The following is a 16,589-nucleotide window of genomic DNA, read 5'->3' as shown; positions in this document are numbered from 1 at the left end:
TTATTTTACCTTATTGATTGTAGTTCTCTGTGTAGACCATATAACAGATGAAACTACTTCATATTATCCACCTGTTTATTTATTTCTAATAAATAACCTTTTTTTAAGTTCTTTCAAAGAATCAAGTCGGTATACCAAACTAGAGAACAAGTTAACTCGACCATATAGAAGTATGTGGGTAAAGTACAATCATTCAAATGCGTTTAAAATTAACCCGATTGAAGCATAGATAATTACCGTAAAGTAGATGACCATCATGTGTACTAAGGAAAATATAAACATTTTATTTGCCCAAATTTTCATTTCGGTTTTACGTTGTCCGAATAAGCTAAGCCCTAACCAAATTAGGCCTAAGATAAGTGAAATTAAAGTGAGACCTAAGCTTAGTGGTAGAAATAAAAAGCTGGATAGCACCAATAAAATCAAATAGAAGTTGGTTTGAATATATGTCCGTTTTCCACTTTTGACAACGGGAAGCATTGGAATATTTGCTGCAGCATAATCTTTTTCCTTACGGATGGCAATCGCATAAAAGTGAGGCATTTGCCAAATCACCATGATTAAAAACAACGCCCAGCATGCTGGGTGCCAAATATCTGGAGCGACTGATGCCCAACCGATTAAGGGAGGCATGGCACCTGAAATACTCCCAACTTCCGTATTCCAGATAGTATGGCGTTTAGTCCACATTGTATAAGGGACAACGTAGAAAAATACCCCTAAAAAACCGAGTAATGATGCTAATGGAGAGTTTAAGTACAACAAAATTAACCCGATCACTAGTAGTAAAATGGCAGCTACTAGAACTTTTTTAATCGATATGGCACCTGTAACGGTCGGGCGAACCTTTGTACGAGCCATAATGGCATCAATATCACGATCGTAAATGTTATTGAATGCACCAGCTGCGGCTATAACGGCAGCTGTTCCTAAAAATGCAAAAACTACATTCCAAACGTTATCTACAAAACTGTATTGATACGTATATAAAGCGAGCATTAATCCTGCTATCATTGGAATAAGATTTGACTTAATAATTCCTGTTTTAACTACTTGAGCCCATAAGGTCATCTGTGATTGCTTTTTCATTGTATTTTGTAGCTCCTCTTTTATTCACAAGAACTAATATAACCTATAAGGTTAGCTAAATTCCATCATAATATTGCTTTTCTACAATCATTTTTAATTATATCATGTCTGTGTCTAATGAGTTAAAAATATAGATGAACTTTATCCATTTCTTTGTTTTACTGTATAGATTGCTTACTAGGGGTTAGCGGAACGAAATGATATCGACAAAAATACATATTGATATCCATTGGTATAGAATGTGCACCTAGTGACTTCTTTAAAGTAGTAATCGTAATAAAGGTAACGAAATAAAGAGAGATACTGTCAAAACTAGCCACGGAATTGGGAGATAATACAATCGCTCTCAAATTAGATGTTGCAAGTGAAGAGAACTGGGTAGAAGTTGTAGGGAAAAAGCTGGCGTAGGTTCTATTGTTAAAATTTCATCAGTAGATGGTTTGGTAAGTGCTCCAACTGCCATCGCTTATAGTGCTTCTAAACATGCTACAAAATGTGCTGCTGCAGAGCTTGGACCATACAACATCCGTGTGAATTCGGTACATCCGGAATCATTAAAACTCTTATGGCCGACCAACAGATGTTGAAGAATATCAAAAACAACTTGAACAAGATATTCCTCCAAGAAGAAGAGCGGGAGTAAAGGAAGTATCTAATTTAGTTGTGTACCTTATATCTGATGATTCTAGCTATTCGACTGGAGTTAATTTGTAGTAGATGGTGGAATGATTTCTGACCTATAAAAAGAGTGAATGATTATGCAAGCGAATTTTCAGATGAAATCTTTAAATCTTATTGCATATTCCCATTTGACGCAAGCAATTCTGAAGTGGAGTTGTGCTTTATTATGTTTTTAGGACTAATACTACCATGTAGCTGGTCCAGTTGAAGAAAAGAATAGTTTGTATACAAACAAATTATCACGACACGTTCTAAAAAATTCAAAAGGGTTAGGAATCAAAATACTTCCTAACCCTTTTTTCTGCAAACCAAAGGTCTTGTTGTTTGATGGATTTAATTTCCTAAGTGAAATGTTATATTATGCAAATATATTCTTTTTTTCAAAATCGAAAAAGTTCTGTTGAATCTACATAAAATCGATTTAATTTTATGGATGAAGAGAATATGGTGAAGTAGAGGAGACATTTGTGCGATTATTATTCCTTTTTAAGATAACGTTGATAATATACATGATTATAAACGACTCTTTTCATGAGAAAGGTAGATATCTTCGTGTCGCTAGAGGCCTTAAAGTATTGAGGGGAGTCCCACAATTCTTTAAAAACTTCTGAAATTAAGTTTTCTGAATATATCTTAGATCCATTCAGTTTTAAGGCAATACTCTTTAGCATATTTTCATGATCAGAGTATAATTTCCTGAAATACTCAGTATCTTTATCTAATAAATGAGTAACAATTTCATTTTTTGTATCCAATATAACACCTCATTTCTATGCTGCTATAGGCAATATGTACCCTAGTTTTATAGAAGGAAAACGTAATATCATAAGTAACAGAACTTTATACAGAATAAGGTTTAAGAAATTAGTATATTTGCAGCTAAAAAAGCCAACAAGATCTCATAGAATTTTGTTGGCCTTTTATTAGGTATAATTAAGTTTTTTCTTCCATTTTTCTATAGAGAATAAACTAGGACGGTATGACTATACTTCCAATGATAATTGTACGTCTCCTTTTCTAAAAGGTTGCTTCGTAATGACTAGGTGGAATAATCTTTTCCTTTTAATCTATAATTTCATATTTTTTTAACAGAACAACAAGTGATTGGCAAGAGACTCTCCGATTTAAGCCGGAGGGAACAGAACCTGGATTTGTATAATCAATTTATGATGAGCAGCTAGAAACTACATATCTTTATTTTTCCGGCGAAGTAACCATATTTCTAATGCTCCCGATCCAAGTAAAACTCCTGTAACAATGAAGATAAGCCCAAAAAAATGTGCTGGAACTATTGCTTCATTCAAAAGAATAGCCGCGCCGACTAAAGAAAAAAAGGTATTGAAATTTAAAAAGATAGAGGACTCTGCAGCTCCAACCTTTCCAATGATATAATTATAGGTCATATGACCTATTCCGGTAGCAAAAACCGCTGAGAAAAAGAAAGCTACCCAGATAGAAAAAGAAGCAGATGAGATTGAAGCTAAACCATGTGGTTCCTTCCAGAGGCTAATGGCAAATAGAATAAATGACCCAATTAACATCATGTAACCCGTTAATAGCCGAGGGTCCATCGTTTTTGAAGCTTTATAAATCAGGATAAAACTTAGCGCTTGTGAAAGAATGGAGAGTAAAATATCAAAATCACCTAGATTAATAGAGTGGATGCCTCCGCTTCCCGCCAAGACCGTAAAACTTACACCAAGAGCCCCGCAAATAAAACCTAGAACCCGAATGAATGTAAGTTTTTTGCGAAAAATCACCATAGAAAAAATGGCTGTCAATAAAGGTCCCATACCCAAAATCAATCCTGTATTCGTAGCTGAAGTTTTTGTTAACCCTTCTGCCAAAAAGTAATGATGAAAAACGACACTCAAAAGGGCTCCTCCAAAAATATAAAAAACCTCAGATTTTTTAGGTAGACGAATGAGACCAAGAATTCCTAGAATTAAAAAGACTATTAAAGATGCTGTAAAGATTCTTATAGAAGTAATAGTCACAGGTTGAATGTGTTCAACTAAAATTTTTATAACAGATACGTTGAAACCCCAAGTAATCATGATTCCAATAAGTAAAATGTAGGTTTTAAAATAACTCATATCAAAACAACCCTTCAAACTTATTTAATAATTGACCTATTATACAACTTTTTTTTAAAAAAAGTAAAAATGATAATTTCTAAAAACTGAAGATGAGTACGTTATTTGTTCCAATCAAATTTTTACTAATAATGGATGTCTATACCTAATATATAGGTGGGTGACTCTAAACAATATTAAGATATCTTAACACTTAATGTAATCTGAAAAATTAAAATTAAAATAAAATTGTAAATAGTCTTATTTTTATAGTTGTTTTTGTAAGTGCTTTCATTTAGAATTCCATTATAAGGTTACAAAACCGGTTTAGTAAAAAACTAAACCGGTTTTGTAGGACAAGAATTAGTGGATATGATCAAATCTATTACCCTTTATTTGTGAATGTTCAATAAGGAGGTATTGTATTGCTAGCAAAATTTAATATTTTTACATTGGGTGACGCCATGATTACGTTAAATCCGGAAGAAACTGGACCTTTAAGGTTTGTAACCCGCTTTGAGCGTAAAGTAGAGGAGCTGAACTTAATTTTGCCATCGGTTGTGCTCGGCTTGGTATGCATGCAAAGTGGCTAAGTAGATTGGGCGAAGATGAATTTGGCCGGGTGATTTATAATTTCGCTCGAGGAGAAGGTGTCGATGTGAGTGATGTTGTTTATGTAAAGGAATATCCAACATCATTAAATTTCAAAGAAATTCGGGAGGATGGCTCAGGAAAAACCTTTTATTATCGACATCAGTCACCTATTTTAACGCTTAATCCAGAGGATATTACAGAAGAGATGTTTGCGAATATTGATCTTGTCCATCTTACGGGTGTTTTTTTAGCTATTGACACTAAAAATCTAGATATAGCAATGAGAGTGATTGAAATTGCAAAACAAAAAGATATCCCATTATCATTTGATCCGAATATCCGCCTAAAACTTTGGTCTATTGAAGAAGCGAGGTCTGCTTTTATGGAAATTTTTCCATATACTGATATTTTACTAGCAGGTTCAGATGAAATCCGATTGATTATTGGAAATGACTCTGAAGAATCATTGGAGAAATTCGCTACCGAAAATAAGATTGGCCAGCTTGTCATCAAGGAAGGAGCAAATGGTTCAAAAGTGTACGCAAAAAGTGTTTGGCATAAAAAAGAAGCCTTCCCTGTAAATCCGGTAGATACGGTTGGTGCAGGAGATGGTTTTGATGCCGGATATATTTACGGATATCTCAATGATCTATCTATCGATGCTAGATTGACATTTGCAAATGGAGTGGGGGCTCTTGTCACAACTGTATCGGGTGACAACGAAGGATTACCGTATTTAGATGAGGTATGGGCTTTTATAAAGAACGAAGCTGTTATTGAAAGGTAAAGTGGTGAACGAACATCCTTCCTGTAGTCCCTTTTTAAAGGGAATGAGAGTTATACGAAATCTCCAATAGGCCGCACCGGCGCCGGGGTTTGATCGAGTATATGTGCCGGGTGAAATTGAACAAATTCATGAAGAAACAAACCTTAAAAATGGTATGACGATAGCGTCAAGTGTATACGAATTTCTTACGAAAAAGGTGAAGTTATGAAAGCGGTTCAAGTAAGAAAAGCAAATGAACTAGTCATTCAGGAAATAGAAAAGCCTAGGATTTCAAGCCCAACAGATGTCCTTTTTAAAGTGAAAAGAGTCGGGATTTGTGGATCTGATATGCATATTTATCATGGAACAAATCCACTTGCCACACTACCGCGTATTATTGGCCATGAGGTGGCAGGAGAAGTAATGGAAATTGGTCAAGAGGTATCTGACATTAAGGTGGGAGATCACGTTGTCATTGAGCCCATCCGTTATTGCGGAGATTGTTATGCTTGCCGTAAAGGTCGGCAAAATGTCTGCGAAAAGTTATCCGTTTTTGGTGTACATGAAGATGGTGGGATGAGGGAATGGTGTGTTCTCCCCGAGAAGCAACTACATGTTGTGGATGCTGATTTAGCTTGGGAAGAAATAGTTTTAGCTGAACCTTATACAATCGGTGCTCAAGCGGTTTGGAGAGGTGAGGTCGAGAAAGGTGATACGGTCCTTATCCAAGGAGCAGGACCTGTCGGAATCTTTATATTAAAGATGGCCAAGCTTCAAGGTGCATCTGTAATGATTACGGATTTAAGTGAAGAGCGCCTGGCATTTGCTAAAGAGAACGGGGCAGATGTCATCGTACTAGCAGGTAGTGAAAATGTTCGACAACATGTAGAGGAATGGACGAACGGCGAAGGGGCTAATGTTGTCATTGATGCAGTGTGCTTACCGATGACTTTTGAATTGTCTTTCGATGTGGTTTCTACAGCGGGACGAATTGTCGTGCTTGGTTTTGATGAGCGTACTGCAGCTATTTCCCAACTTCCAATTACCAAGAAGGAAGTATCAGTAAAAGGATCTAGATTGCAAACCAATCAGTTTCCAAAAGTGGTTAGTCTGTTAAATGAAGGGGAACTGCGCCATGAAGGTTTAGTTACACATACATTTTCGCTTGATGACGTCCAAGAAGCATTTAATTTTGTTGAAATCCATCCAGAACAGGTTAGAAAAGCGATCATTGTATTTAATTAAGGGGTGAGAAAATGGATAAATATTCAATATTAAATAAAATATTTGAAACAAAAATCGTAGCTGTTATTCGTGGCAATGATGCACAGGAAGCCATAAAGATCTCTAAAGGAGCTGTGGAAGGAGGTATACAGGCAATTGAACTGACATATACCACCCCACAAATAGGAGATGCCTTTAAAGAGTTGCAAGACATAGATGCACTTCTAGGAGCAGGAACTGTATTGGATTCAGAAACTGCACGCCATGCAATATTAGCCGGAGCTAAATTTATTGTGAGTCCCTTTTTTGTCGAAGATGTTGCGTTGCTTTGTAACCGATATGGCATTCCGTATATGCCTGGATGTATGACAGTCCGAGAAATCGCAATGGCTTTTGAAGCGGGTTGCGATGTTATGAAATTATTTCCGGCAAACAACTTTGACCCTTCTTTCATTAAATCCGTACATGGTCCGCTACCCAATGTGAAAATCATGCCAACTGGAGGTATAAACTTGGAAAACATAAATGCTTGGTTGGAAGCAGGAGCAGTAGCAACAGGAATTGGAAGTGACCTGAACAAAGCCTATCAGATGGGTGGTTATGAAGCAGTAGTAGAATTAAGTAGTAAATACATTCAAAAATCAAAAAAATAATGGAGGTGCATGATGAATATTACATTTAGGTGGTATGGAAAAAACAATGATACTGTAACCTTGGAACAGGTTAAACAAGTTCCTGGAGTGAAAGGTATTGTATGGGCACTGCACCAAAAACCAGTTGGCGAAGTATGGGAAAAGGAAGAAATACAAAAAGAAATCGATTACATCCAATCTTTTGGCTTCCATACGGATGTGGTAGAGAGTGTAAATGTTCATGAATCAATTAAATTAGGCAATGATGATCGTATGGTGTATATCGAGAAATACAAAGAGACAATTCGAAACTTGTCAAATTTCGGTGTGAAAGTAATTTGTTATAATTTCATGCCGATATTTGATTGGACTCGGACAGAAATGTTCCACCCTTTAGAAGATGGCTCAACCGCATTATTTTACGAAAAAGCAAAAGTCGATACATTAGAACCAAAAGAATTAATTCGTACAGTTGCAGAAGCGTCAGATTTAACATTGCCAGGGTGGGAACCAGAAAAGATGGACCGAATATCAGAGTTATTCGAGGCATATAAAAGCGTTGATGAAGAAAAACTCTGGGCGAATTTAGAAATTTTCCTTAAAGAAATTTTACCAGTTGCTGAGGCTTGCGGCATTAAAATGGCAATCCACCCGGATGATCCACCATGGTCCATTTTTGGATTACCACGAATCATCACTGGAGAAAAGAGTTATGAAAAATTGATCTCGATTTCGGATTCACCATCGAATGCGTTTACGATGTGTACAGGCTCGATGGGGGCGAATTCTGAAAATGATATGGTTCAAGTAGCTAAAAAATATGCGTATCGTGCTCCATTCTCGCATATCCGTAATGTGAAAATCTATGAAAATGGTGATTTTGTGGAAACATCGCATTATACACAGGATGGATCGATTAACATACAGGGTGTTGTTAAAGAATTGAATGAGCAAAATTATACTGGCTATGTAAGACCCGATCACGGCCGTCACATTTGGGGAGAGCAATGTCGTCCTGGATACGGTTTATATGATAGATCTCTTGGAATCATGTACTTACTTGGGCTATGGGATGCATATGAAGCTACAAAATTAGGAGGACGATCATGATTCCAATCCATGAAAACTTAACAAACAGAGTAGCGGTAATTACTGGCGGCAGTGGTGTATTATGTTCCAAAATGGCTATAGAATTAGCACGTCACGGTGTCAAAATAGCTATATTGAACAGGACGAAAGAAAAAGGTCAAGAAGTGGTAGATCTCATTGAACAGAAAGGCGGCACCGCCATATCCATAGTAACAGACGTTTTGGATAGAAGTTCACTAGAATGTGCAAGAGGGGAAATTAAAAAATTGTTTGGACGAGTGGACTTATTAATTAATGGTGCAGGGGGTAATCATCCTGATGCCATTACAGATCCTGAGAGATATGGGGATGAAACCGAAGGAAAATCTTTTTTCGATTTGGATGAGAATGGATTCTCTCGAGTTTTTGACAGTAACTTCATTGGTACATTTTTGGCCAGTCAAATTTTCGGGAAAGATTTACTACAGGCGGAATCGCCAGCTATCGTAAATATTTCTTCCATGAGCTCCTACTCTCCTATGACTAAGGTTCCGGCATATAGTGCAGCCAAAGCTTCGATTAATAATTTTACAATGTGGATGGCTGTTCATTTTGCGGAGGTTGGTTTACGGGTGAATGCGATTGCTCCAGGTTTCTTCATAACGAAGCAAAATAGAGATCTATTGCTTAAAGAAGACGGTAGTTTAACTACAAGATCCCATAATATTATGACTGCAACACCGATGAAGCGCTTTGGTCAGCCTGAAGATTTACTTGGTACGTTATTATGGCTTGTTGATGAGTCCTATTCGGGTTTTGTAACAGGAATAACTGTTCCTATAGATGGAGGTTTTATGGCCTACTCAGGTGTGTGAATCGAATATTATCTTTAAAATAATGTAATAGTCATTATTGGTAGGGGAAATGTGTTTTCGGTATATTATATTTCTATATATAATAAAACATATAGATGGATAGTGATAACCAAAGAAATGATTACACATGACAGGAATGAATGAATTGAAAGCCATTACAATTACTGATGTCGCCAAACATGCAAAAGTATCGAAAAGTACAGTTTCCCAATATTTAAACAAACGCTACGAGTATATGAGTGAAAAAACGAGAAAAAAAATCCATGAGGCCATTGAAGAGCTGAACTATCAGCCTAATATTCTAGCACGTAGTTTAAAACAAAAGTCTACCTTTACTGTAGGAGTAGTGGTTGCTAATATTCTTCATACATTTTCAACTCAAATTATCCGTGCGATAGAAAACTATTTTTATAAACACGGATTTCATATTATTGTATGTAATGCAGATGATAATCCAGAGAAGGAAAAAAATTATATAGAAATGCTAAGAGCAAAGCAAGTTGATGGGATTATCATTTTCCCCACAGGGGATAATCTTGATTTATATAAACATATGAAGAGTGATCAATTCCCAATCGTATTTATGGACCGGTCGATAGAAGAGTTAAATATTGCGACGGTTATGCTTGATAATCAGCTTGCGTCTAAGTTAGCGGTTGATTGTTTTGTAGAAAAAGGGTATGAAAACATTGCGATGATAACGACTTCTATATACCGTAATATCAGCCCACGACTTGAACGGATCAAAGGATACAAAGAAACTCTTGAATCACATGGCATAGCATTTAATCATGATTATATTAAAGCTGTGAATGCAGAAGAAATTCCTACTGCCCTTTCAGAATTTTTCGAATTAAAAATACCGCCACAGGCCATATTGGCAGGAAATGATATTGTGCTTAATGAAGTTTTACTATATTTAAAAAAACACAACATGAATATTCCAGATGATGTTGCAGTTATAGGAATTGACGAAGTCCCATACGCAAACTTCTATACACCAACTATAACGACTATTAATCAACCAGCAATTGAAATGGCAAACCAGGCGGCTGAGTTATTGCTTAGTCAAATCAATAAAACTGGTATAGAAGATACAAGTGTACATCGTTTGAAACCAAGTCTGATGTCAAGGGATTCTTGCTAGCTATTAGACTTCAAGTGGAAAAGTTAGCACTTTTCCACTTGAAATTAACTGAAATGAATCGTAATTTTTCGGAATTTTTAGAATATTTTACGGTAAGTGAAAACGTTTTCAAAAATAAAAATTTATAATTTCATAGGGGGGTTCAATATGTTTTCTAAAGGTAGAGGAATGGTCATTCTTTTCTTATTCTTAGCGGGTGTAATAAACTATTTAGATCGGTCTGCATTATCCATCGCAGCCCCATTCATTCAAGATGATTTAACTTTAACAGCAACTCAGATGGGGATTATCTTTAGTAGTTTTTCTGTTGGATATGCCATCTTTAACTTTCTTGGTGGAGTAGCATCTGATAAATATGGAGCAAAGCTAACACTTTTTGTGGCAATGATTGTTTGGTCCCTATTCAGCGGTGCACTTGTATTGGCTGTAGGATTTGTAAGTATGATTATTATTCGTATTATGTTTGGGATGGGAGAAGGGCCTCTCGCATCTACAATCAATAAAATGGTGAATAACTGGTTTCCATCCAATCAGAGGGCCTCGGTTGTTGGTCTGACGAATAGTGGGACCCCACTTGGAGGTGCGATTGCGGGACCAATAGTTGGTTTTATAGCAATCTCATATGGATGGAGAGTTTCATTTATAGCTATCATGGTGATTGGTCTAATATGGGCTATTTGTTGGTGGAAATTTGCCAAGGAGAAACCAAAAGAATCAGTTGATGAAGTAAATACAGGAAAACCATATGTAGCGGCAACGACAGAAGGAAAATTGAAATTTACCTTTTATTTAAAGCAAAAAACTGTATTATTTACAGCTCTTGCATTTTTCTCTTATAACTATATTTTGTTTTTTTTCTTAACATGGTTCCCAAGCTATTTGGTCGATGCACGCGGATTAAGTGTAGAAAATATGAGTATCATAACAGTGATACCATGGATTTTCGGGTTTATTGGTCTTGCATTAGGAGGATTCATATCGGATTATTTCTATAAAAAGTTTGCTAAAAAAGGGGTTTTATTCTCACGTAAGCTTGTGCTTGTTTCATGTCTATTCCTGTCGGCGGTTTGTATCGGATTTGCGGGATTAGTATCGACAACATTGAGCGCTGTTACACTGGTAGCACTTTCAGTTTTCTTCCTGTATTTGACAGGTGCTATTTATTGGGCAATTATAAATGATGTTGTAGACCCTGATAATGTTGGGTCGGTTGGTGGATTCATGCATTTCCTGGCCAATACAGCTGGAATTATCGGGCCCACTTTAACAGGTTACATTGTTGATACATCTGGAACATACACCGTTGCATTCTTGCTTGCAGGTGGGTTAGCTGTAATTGCATCGCTAGCAGTCATTCGCTTTGTACGCCCGATTGTAAAACCTGTGTTATAGATTGATAGCATAGAAGTGTCTCCCATTGGCATTTTGAAATGAGGACACTTCTAATTGATAATCTTGCAAATAGTTTCTTGGCTTTAATGGATTCTATTTCATATTTAGAAACATGATTAACACGATACCGATAGCTTCTTAAAGGCCTTGACTGAAGTGAGAAAAGATTACAGCGCAAGTTTTCTTAAGGTGTAAGAGCAATTATATGTTTATTAATATAGGTGATAATATCTTTTAATTCGTTATTAGGGACCTGCAAAAATATATCATAATAAGGAGCACAATTGTTAAAGGAAGCTTGCGGAAGACAACTTCATTTTTAGTTGCTTCAGAATATATGCGTAGAAGTTACTTTTCAATTATTGTCGCTTATCTAAATAAGGAAATCTCACAGTTATTTCCGGTTAGGTGAGTCTAACAAGCTTAAGACGGAGTTATTCTCTAAAGTACCTCTTATAGTACATATAAAGCATAAAAAAGGAGTGTCATTTAATGAAAAGTATTGTATGTGAGCAACCTTATCAATTTAAAATGACGGAGGCTGAAAAACCTGTTCCAAAACTTGGAGAAGCTTTAATTCGTGTGCGACGCATTGGAATATGTGGAACGGATATTCACGCTTACGAGGGAAATCAACCATTTTTCACCTATCCGCGTATACTGGGTCATGAACTTTCTGGATATATCGAATTCATTCCGGAAAATGTTTCCGGACTAGAGGTTGGCGATCAAGTTTCAGTTATACCATATATGGAGTGTGGAGAATGTATTGCGTGCAAAAGTGGAAAAACGAACTGTTGTACGGATATGAAGGTGTTGGGAGTACATAAAGAGGGGGGAATGCAGGAATGGATTGTGGTTCCTTATAATCATTTAGTAAAAACGGAAGGCCTTACTCTTGACCAATCAGCTATGATAGAACCATTAAGTATAGGCGCTCATGCGGTAAGAAGAGCTGCAATTAAAGAAGGAGAATTTGTACTTGTTATTGGTGCAGGACCAATCGGCTTAGGAGTAATGGCTTTTGCTAAAGAAAAAGGTGCGATAGTGATTGCAATGGATGTAAACGAAGAGCGCCTAACGTTCGCTAGTAAATGGGCAAACGTTGATTTTCAGTTGAATGTTATGAAGCAACCGATGGAGAGATTAGCCGAGTTGACTAATGGAGAAATGCCTACAGTTGTATTTGATGCAACAGGTAACGCAAAGTCGATGATGGAATCTTTTAAATACCCTGCACATGGAGGGAAATTGATATTTGTAGGCTTAGTTAAGTCTAATATCACCTTCAATGATCCTGACTTTCATAGTAAAGAGCTTACATTAATGGGGAGTCGGAATGCAACTCGAGAAGATTTTAATTATGTAGTGGATACGCTAAATAAGGGGACAATAGATTTAAGTCTGTATATTTCACATCGGACTAGTCTTGGTGAATTGATTCCTCAGTTTGAAAAGTGGCTAACCCCCGAAGCTAAAGTCATAAAGGCTATTGTTGAGATAAACTGAAAGTATACAGTCAATCCAACAACTTAGGTGAGATAGCAGTATTTCATTTTAAATCCTCTTTAAAATTGGATATAAAGATTGAGGGGAAAAGATTCCATTTGTTCAAGAAAGCCTACAAGATCTCATAAGATCTTGTAGGCTTTTTAATTAGTTATAATTAAGTTTTTTCTTCCATTTTAAAGAAATTAAGCTAGAAGAAATCGTAATGATAAAGAGTACAATTACAATAATGAATACTGTATAGTAAGAACCTGTTGAATCGAAAATGTAACTGAATAATGTTGTACCAAATGCCACACCTAACGTAGAAGCTGACATGATTGTTGTATAGATCGATGCGTAATCACGCCCGCCGAATACTTCGCGAATTACGACTGGGGGAAGTAAGGTAGACCCTGAGAATCCTATACCAAATAGTAAGGCGCCAGTATAAAGCATACCTATTCCGAATGAATCAGAAATAAGTAAAGCGACTACACCTAGCATACCGCCCCCAATTCCAATAAATAGAGCTGCTTTAACTCCCAATTTATCGTTAATGGCACCAAGCAGGAATTTTCCACCTGTTTGACCAATCGTCACACAAGTTACACCTGTAGCCGCCATTGCAGCTGTGAACCCTACGGACTGTACAAAGTTTGGTACATGGAAGCTAACTGTCGAAGCCAGTCCGAAAAGTCCTGTGAATAATACAACCAAATAGAATGCTGGAGATTTCATTGCTACGCCTTTCAAGACACCTGATTCAGGTTGTTGTTGCATAGTGGCAGTAGTATCATCGACTTCATCTGCGCCATAAGCAGTCATATTTAGTTGTTCTGGCTTTGAACGAATAACGAATAGAGAGAATGGTAAGATCAAAATGGCTACGATAACACCTAATGCCATATAGGTTGAGCGCCAGCCAATTGACTCAATCAAGCCACCGGTAATTTGAGCGAAAATAGCACCACCAATTCCCATGAAAGCCATAGCGATACCTAAAGAAGTACCAGCTTTTGCTTTAAACCAATTGTTCATGATTAAAGGAATTGAACCGTATATTAAGAATGTGCTACCAATCCCTAATGCAATTCCTGAAAGATAAAATGGGAAAACAGAATGATAAGTACCCATTAAACCAAATGCTACTGCATTAATTATCCCCGCAATGGTTAATATATAACGTATGTCAAACTTGTTCAGTATTTTTCCAGCGAAAGGCAGTAAAATGGTAACGGTTAAATACATTAATGATGTATATAAGCTAATTTCAGAAACCCCTACATTAAGGTCTTCTGCTACTGCGCGGTATAGTAAACCTGCACAACTAACGATAATTCCAACACTCGCGGCGTAAATTGCAGCACTTGCGACCATAATCCACCAAGCGTAGTGAATTTTACCTTGTTTTTTCATGATGTCACCTCATAAAAGTGGAGAAACAAGCGTCATTGCTTCTCCACTTTATATATAGTTGAGTAGAATATTAATTTAATAATTATTGAATGGTAAATCCGCCATCGATAGGTACAGCTGTACCACTTATGAATTTCGCTTCATCCGAGGCTAAAAATACAGCTAAATCAGCTACTTCTTCAACTTGTCCAAATGAACGAGTCGGTACTAAATCCTTAGAAATACCAGCCAAAACATCCTTAACTAAAGGTGTTTCAATTGTTCCTGGACAAATAGCGTTAATTTTAATGCCATAGCGTGCATATTCAGAAGATAAGTGCTTAGTATAACCAATTACACCATGTTTTGTAGCGGTATAAGCAGCTCCACCTTTACCTGCAACTAGACCAGCAACAGAAGCAATATTTACGATGGAACCAGTACCACGTTCAATCATGCTTGGTAATACAGCATTCGAGAATTCGAAGACACTTGTTAAGTTAATATTTAAGAAGAAGTTCCATTGATTTAATGTCGTATCTAATGATTTAGCATATTTATCAAATACACCTGCATTATTAACCAAGACATCGACGGGGCCGAATGTATCTTCTGTTACTTTTACGCAATTTAAAATATCTTCGGTTTTCATAACGTTTACTTCAACTGCAATAGCTTCCCCGCCCATTGCCTTAATTTCTTCAGCTACAGATTGTGCACCTTCTAAATTTAAATCCGCTACAACTACTTTTGCCCCTTCTTTCGCAAAACGGATAGCTTCCCCTTGCCCCATACCTGATGCGGCTCCTGTAATAATCGCTACTTTATCTTTTAATCTCATATCAAAAACCCCCATATTTTTTGTTCACAATTTGTTCACACCTTAGTGACAATTACATTCTATACTTATTCTGATATAATGAAAAATACCAATAATCTATTTCCATATAACTTGTGGTTATAAGGAGTAGGGAGTGAATTTATGGACCTAATTAAATTAAGATACTTTTATACAACAGCTAAATTTGAAAATGTGTCACTTGCCGCTAAGGAGCTTTCGATTTCGCAACCAGCCTTAAGCAAGGCGATTACTAATCTCGAGTCGGAACTTGAAATGGATTTATTTTTCCGTAGTGGCAAGCGGATTTCATTAAATGAAAATGGCAAATTTTTATTTAAACGCGCTGAGCGCATTTTCTCAGAAGTTCGTCATTTAGAGCGTGGATTAGAGGAAAGACGAGGTGAAGGAAGTGGGAATTTGTCGATTGTAACAACACTTCCTTATACATTTACAAATATCATTGACCAATTTTTTAATGAATATCCAAATGTGAAATACCAGCAAGTACCATTATCGAAAGAGAATTTACAACAATTTACTGAAAATGGAAAATTCGATGTATGTATTACCACGGAGGAAATTCACAATCCGAATGTTGAATGGGTACCATTGTTTGAAGAAGAGATTTTTCTAACCGTACCCAAGTCATACAAAGAAACAAAAACAGGAACAATTAACTTATTGGATTTTAATCACCTACGATTTATTGGCTTAACAAAACAGTATAGTTTTCGTCAATTCACAGACCAATATTGTAAATCCATAGGATATACACCGATTTATCAAGTAGAAGTAGAAGAAGCGACAACTATTTTACAACTTGTTAAAAATGGACGTGGAGCAGCCTTTACACCTGAAACAGCCGTTAATTTATATGACAGTAAACTAAAGCACTTAAAAATTGAAAATAAGAAGTTTACCCGTACCATCGGCTTATTAAAGCATCGATATTTATATCCTACAAAAATTTCAGAGGCTTTCGTTGAACATTGTCATCATTATTTTCAGGAATATAATAAAGATAAATGAGGTCAGAGCCTGAAATGGGATACATTATGAAGAAGTATCGAGAGTGAGATAAAAGTTATTTGGTGCATTAATAATGGAGTGATGGCAGTCGCTTCCGTAGAAGATGTGGTTCTTCAATATTCAAAGAGAAAAAGAAGACTAGATATAACGAACCTAGTCTAACATTCTTAAAAACAAGCCTGAAATGAATTAGCACATGAACATGAGCTATAAGAAAGGAAAGTAAAATATCCATTTTGCTTTTCTATTAGTTCCTTGGTTCTATTATTGTGAGTGTAACTGAGGTAAAT

14 protein-coding genes and 2 pseudogenes are annotated in these 16,589 nt (G+C 36.4%); 11 read left to right on the top strand and 5 right to left on the bottom strand.

Annotated elements, in window-relative coordinates; all coding sequences use genetic code 11:
* Nucleotides 1–189 precede the first annotated feature (189 nt).
* The gene (gene cyoE, locus ACIQXN_RS12920; protein WP_402966951.1) at nucleotides 190–1,089 is read right to left on the bottom strand and encodes a heme o synthase; all 900 of its coding nucleotides are present in this window, start codon (nucleotides 1,087–1,089) and stop codon (nucleotides 190–192) included.
* A 440-nt stretch (nucleotides 1,090–1,529) separates the two neighbouring features.
* Between cyoE and ACIQXN_RS12915 the strand changes: the two genes are divergently transcribed.
* Complete coding sequence (locus ACIQXN_RS12915) at nucleotides 1,530–1,676, top strand: SDR family oxidoreductase (RefSeq protein WP_402966949.1); 147 nt, start codon at nucleotides 1,530–1,532, stop codon at nucleotides 1,674–1,676.
* A 570-nt stretch (nucleotides 1,677–2,246) separates the two neighbouring features.
* On the opposite strand, the gene ACIQXN_RS12910 is transcribed toward ACIQXN_RS12915, so the two are convergent.
* Nucleotides 2,247–2,525 carry an RNA polymerase sigma factor gene (locus ACIQXN_RS12910; protein ID WP_402966947.1) on the bottom strand — a complete coding sequence of 93 codons (279 nt, stop codon included), beginning with the start codon at nucleotides 2,523–2,525 and terminating at the stop codon, nucleotides 2,247–2,249.
* A 429-nt stretch (nucleotides 2,526–2,954) separates the two neighbouring features.
* Nucleotides 2,955–3,866, bottom strand: a complete 912-nt coding sequence (locus tag ACIQXN_RS12905) for a DMT family transporter (protein WP_402966945.1) — start codon at nucleotides 3,864–3,866, stop codon at nucleotides 2,955–2,957.
* A gap of 404 nt (nucleotides 3,867–4,270) precedes the next feature.
* Between ACIQXN_RS12905 and ACIQXN_RS12900 the strand changes: the two are divergent.
* The 9 genes and pseudogenes from ACIQXN_RS12900 to ACIQXN_RS12860 all read left to right on the top strand — a co-directional run bounded on the left by ACIQXN_RS12900 (nucleotide 4,271) and on the right by ACIQXN_RS12860 (nucleotide 13,052).
* Nucleotides 4,271–5,226, top strand: a pseudogene (locus ACIQXN_RS12900) (sugar kinase).
* 76 nt (nucleotides 5,227–5,302) lie between these two features.
* Nucleotides 5,303–5,434: pseudogene (locus tag ACIQXN_RS12895) on the top strand (ureidoglycolate dehydrogenase); the annotation flags it as partial.
* Nucleotides 5,431–6,450: a zinc-binding alcohol dehydrogenase family protein gene (locus ACIQXN_RS12890; protein ID WP_402966943.1), complete on the top strand. Its 1,020-nt coding sequence runs from the start codon at nucleotides 5,431–5,433 to the stop codon at nucleotides 6,448–6,450. The pseudogene ACIQXN_RS12895 and the gene ACIQXN_RS12890, both read left to right, overlap by 4 nt.
* Before the next feature lie 11 nt (nucleotides 6,451–6,461).
* Complete coding sequence (locus ACIQXN_RS12885; RefSeq protein WP_402966941.1) at nucleotides 6,462–7,082, top strand: bifunctional 2-keto-4-hydroxyglutarate aldolase/2-keto-3-deoxy-6-phosphogluconate aldolase; 621 nt, start codon at nucleotides 6,462–6,464, stop codon at nucleotides 7,080–7,082.
* A gap of 12 nt (nucleotides 7,083–7,094) precedes the next feature.
* On the top strand, nucleotides 7,095–8,171 hold the full coding sequence (gene uxuA / locus ACIQXN_RS12880; protein ID WP_402966939.1) for a mannonate dehydratase: 1,077 nt from the start codon (nucleotides 7,095–7,097) through the stop codon (nucleotides 8,169–8,171).
* On the top strand, nucleotides 8,168–9,004 hold the full coding sequence (locus ACIQXN_RS12875; RefSeq protein ID WP_402966937.1) for an SDR family oxidoreductase: 837 nt from the start codon (nucleotides 8,168–8,170) through the stop codon (nucleotides 9,002–9,004). The genes uxuA and ACIQXN_RS12875 overlap by 4 nt, the downstream gene beginning before the upstream one ends.
* 145 nt (nucleotides 9,005–9,149) lie before the next feature.
* Nucleotides 9,150–10,151: a LacI family DNA-binding transcriptional regulator gene (locus tag ACIQXN_RS12870; RefSeq protein WP_402966935.1), complete on the top strand. Its 1,002-nt coding sequence runs from the start codon at nucleotides 9,150–9,152 to the stop codon at nucleotides 10,149–10,151.
* Between the two features lie 147 nt (nucleotides 10,152–10,298).
* Entirely contained in the window at nucleotides 10,299–11,543 is a 1,245-nt protein-coding gene (locus ACIQXN_RS12865) for an MFS transporter (RefSeq protein ID WP_402966933.1), read from the top strand.
* Nucleotides 11,544–12,035: 492 nt separating this feature from the next.
* Nucleotides 12,036–13,052, top strand: coding sequence for a zinc-binding alcohol dehydrogenase family protein (locus ACIQXN_RS12860; protein WP_402966931.1), 1,017 nt, complete (start codon nucleotides 12,036–12,038; stop codon nucleotides 13,050–13,052).
* 147 nt (nucleotides 13,053–13,199) lie between these two features.
* On the opposite strand, the gene ACIQXN_RS12855 is transcribed toward ACIQXN_RS12860, so the two are convergent.
* Both ACIQXN_RS12855 and ACIQXN_RS12850 read right to left on the bottom strand, forming a co-directional pair.
* A complete protein-coding gene (locus ACIQXN_RS12855) occupies nucleotides 13,200–14,450 on the bottom strand; it encodes an MFS transporter (RefSeq protein ID WP_402966929.1) in 1,251 nt (416 codons plus the stop codon).
* A gap of 82 nt (nucleotides 14,451–14,532) precedes the next feature.
* A complete protein-coding gene (locus tag ACIQXN_RS12850; RefSeq protein ID WP_402966927.1) occupies nucleotides 14,533–15,270 on the bottom strand; it encodes an SDR family NAD(P)-dependent oxidoreductase in 738 nt (245 codons plus the stop codon).
* 141 nt (nucleotides 15,271–15,411) lie between these two features.
* On the opposite strand from ACIQXN_RS12850, the gene ACIQXN_RS12845 reads away from it, so the two are divergent.
* Nucleotides 15,412–16,299, top strand: coding sequence for a LysR family transcriptional regulator (locus ACIQXN_RS12845; protein WP_402966925.1), 888 nt, complete (start codon nucleotides 15,412–15,414; stop codon nucleotides 16,297–16,299).
* The last annotated feature ends 290 nt before the right edge of the window (nucleotides 16,300–16,589 follow it).

The sequence above is a fragment of the Peribacillus sp. NPDC097295 genome, assembly GCF_044761665.1.
Taxonomy (GTDB): Bacteria; Bacillota; Bacilli; order Bacillales; family DSM-1321; genus Peribacillus.
Note: the sequence above shows the minus strand (reverse complement) of the source record. Positions and strands in the feature narration are given on the sequence as shown.

What these genes read in the sequence shown, in the direction of transcription:
- cyoE (WP_402966951.1), bottom strand. Translation starts at nt 1,089, where the DNA reads ATGAAAAAGCAATCACAGATGACCTTATGGGCTCAAGTAGTTAAAACA.
- ACIQXN_RS12855 (WP_402966929.1), bottom strand. Translation starts at nt 14,450, where the DNA reads ATGAAAAAACAAGGTAAAATTCACTACGCTTGGTGGATTATGGTCGCA.
- uxuA (WP_402966939.1), top strand. Translation starts at nt 7,095, where the DNA reads ATGAATATTACATTTAGGTGGTATGGAAAAAACAATGATACTGTAACC.
- ACIQXN_RS12850 (WP_402966927.1), bottom strand. Translation starts at nt 15,270, where the DNA reads ATGAGATTAAAAGATAAAGTAGCGATTATTACAGGAGCCGCATCAGGT.
- ACIQXN_RS12860 (WP_402966931.1), top strand. Translation starts at nt 12,036, where the DNA reads ATGAAAAGTATTGTATGTGAGCAACCTTATCAATTTAAAATGACGGAG.
- ACIQXN_RS12845 (WP_402966925.1), top strand. Translation starts at nt 15,412, where the DNA reads ATGGACCTAATTAAATTAAGATACTTTTATACAACAGCTAAATTTGAA.
- ACIQXN_RS12865 (WP_402966933.1), top strand. Translation starts at nt 10,299, where the DNA reads ATGTTTTCTAAAGGTAGAGGAATGGTCATTCTTTTCTTATTCTTAGCG.
- ACIQXN_RS12905 (WP_402966945.1), bottom strand. Translation starts at nt 3,866, where the DNA reads ATGAGTTATTTTAAAACCTACATTTTACTTATTGGAATCATGATTACT.
- ACIQXN_RS12885 (WP_402966941.1), top strand. Translation starts at nt 6,462, where the DNA reads ATGGATAAATATTCAATATTAAATAAAATATTTGAAACAAAAATCGTA.
- ACIQXN_RS12875 (WP_402966937.1), top strand. Translation starts at nt 8,168, where the DNA reads ATGATTCCAATCCATGAAAACTTAACAAACAGAGTAGCGGTAATTACT.
- ACIQXN_RS12890 (WP_402966943.1), top strand. Translation starts at nt 5,431, where the DNA reads ATGAAAGCGGTTCAAGTAAGAAAAGCAAATGAACTAGTCATTCAGGAA.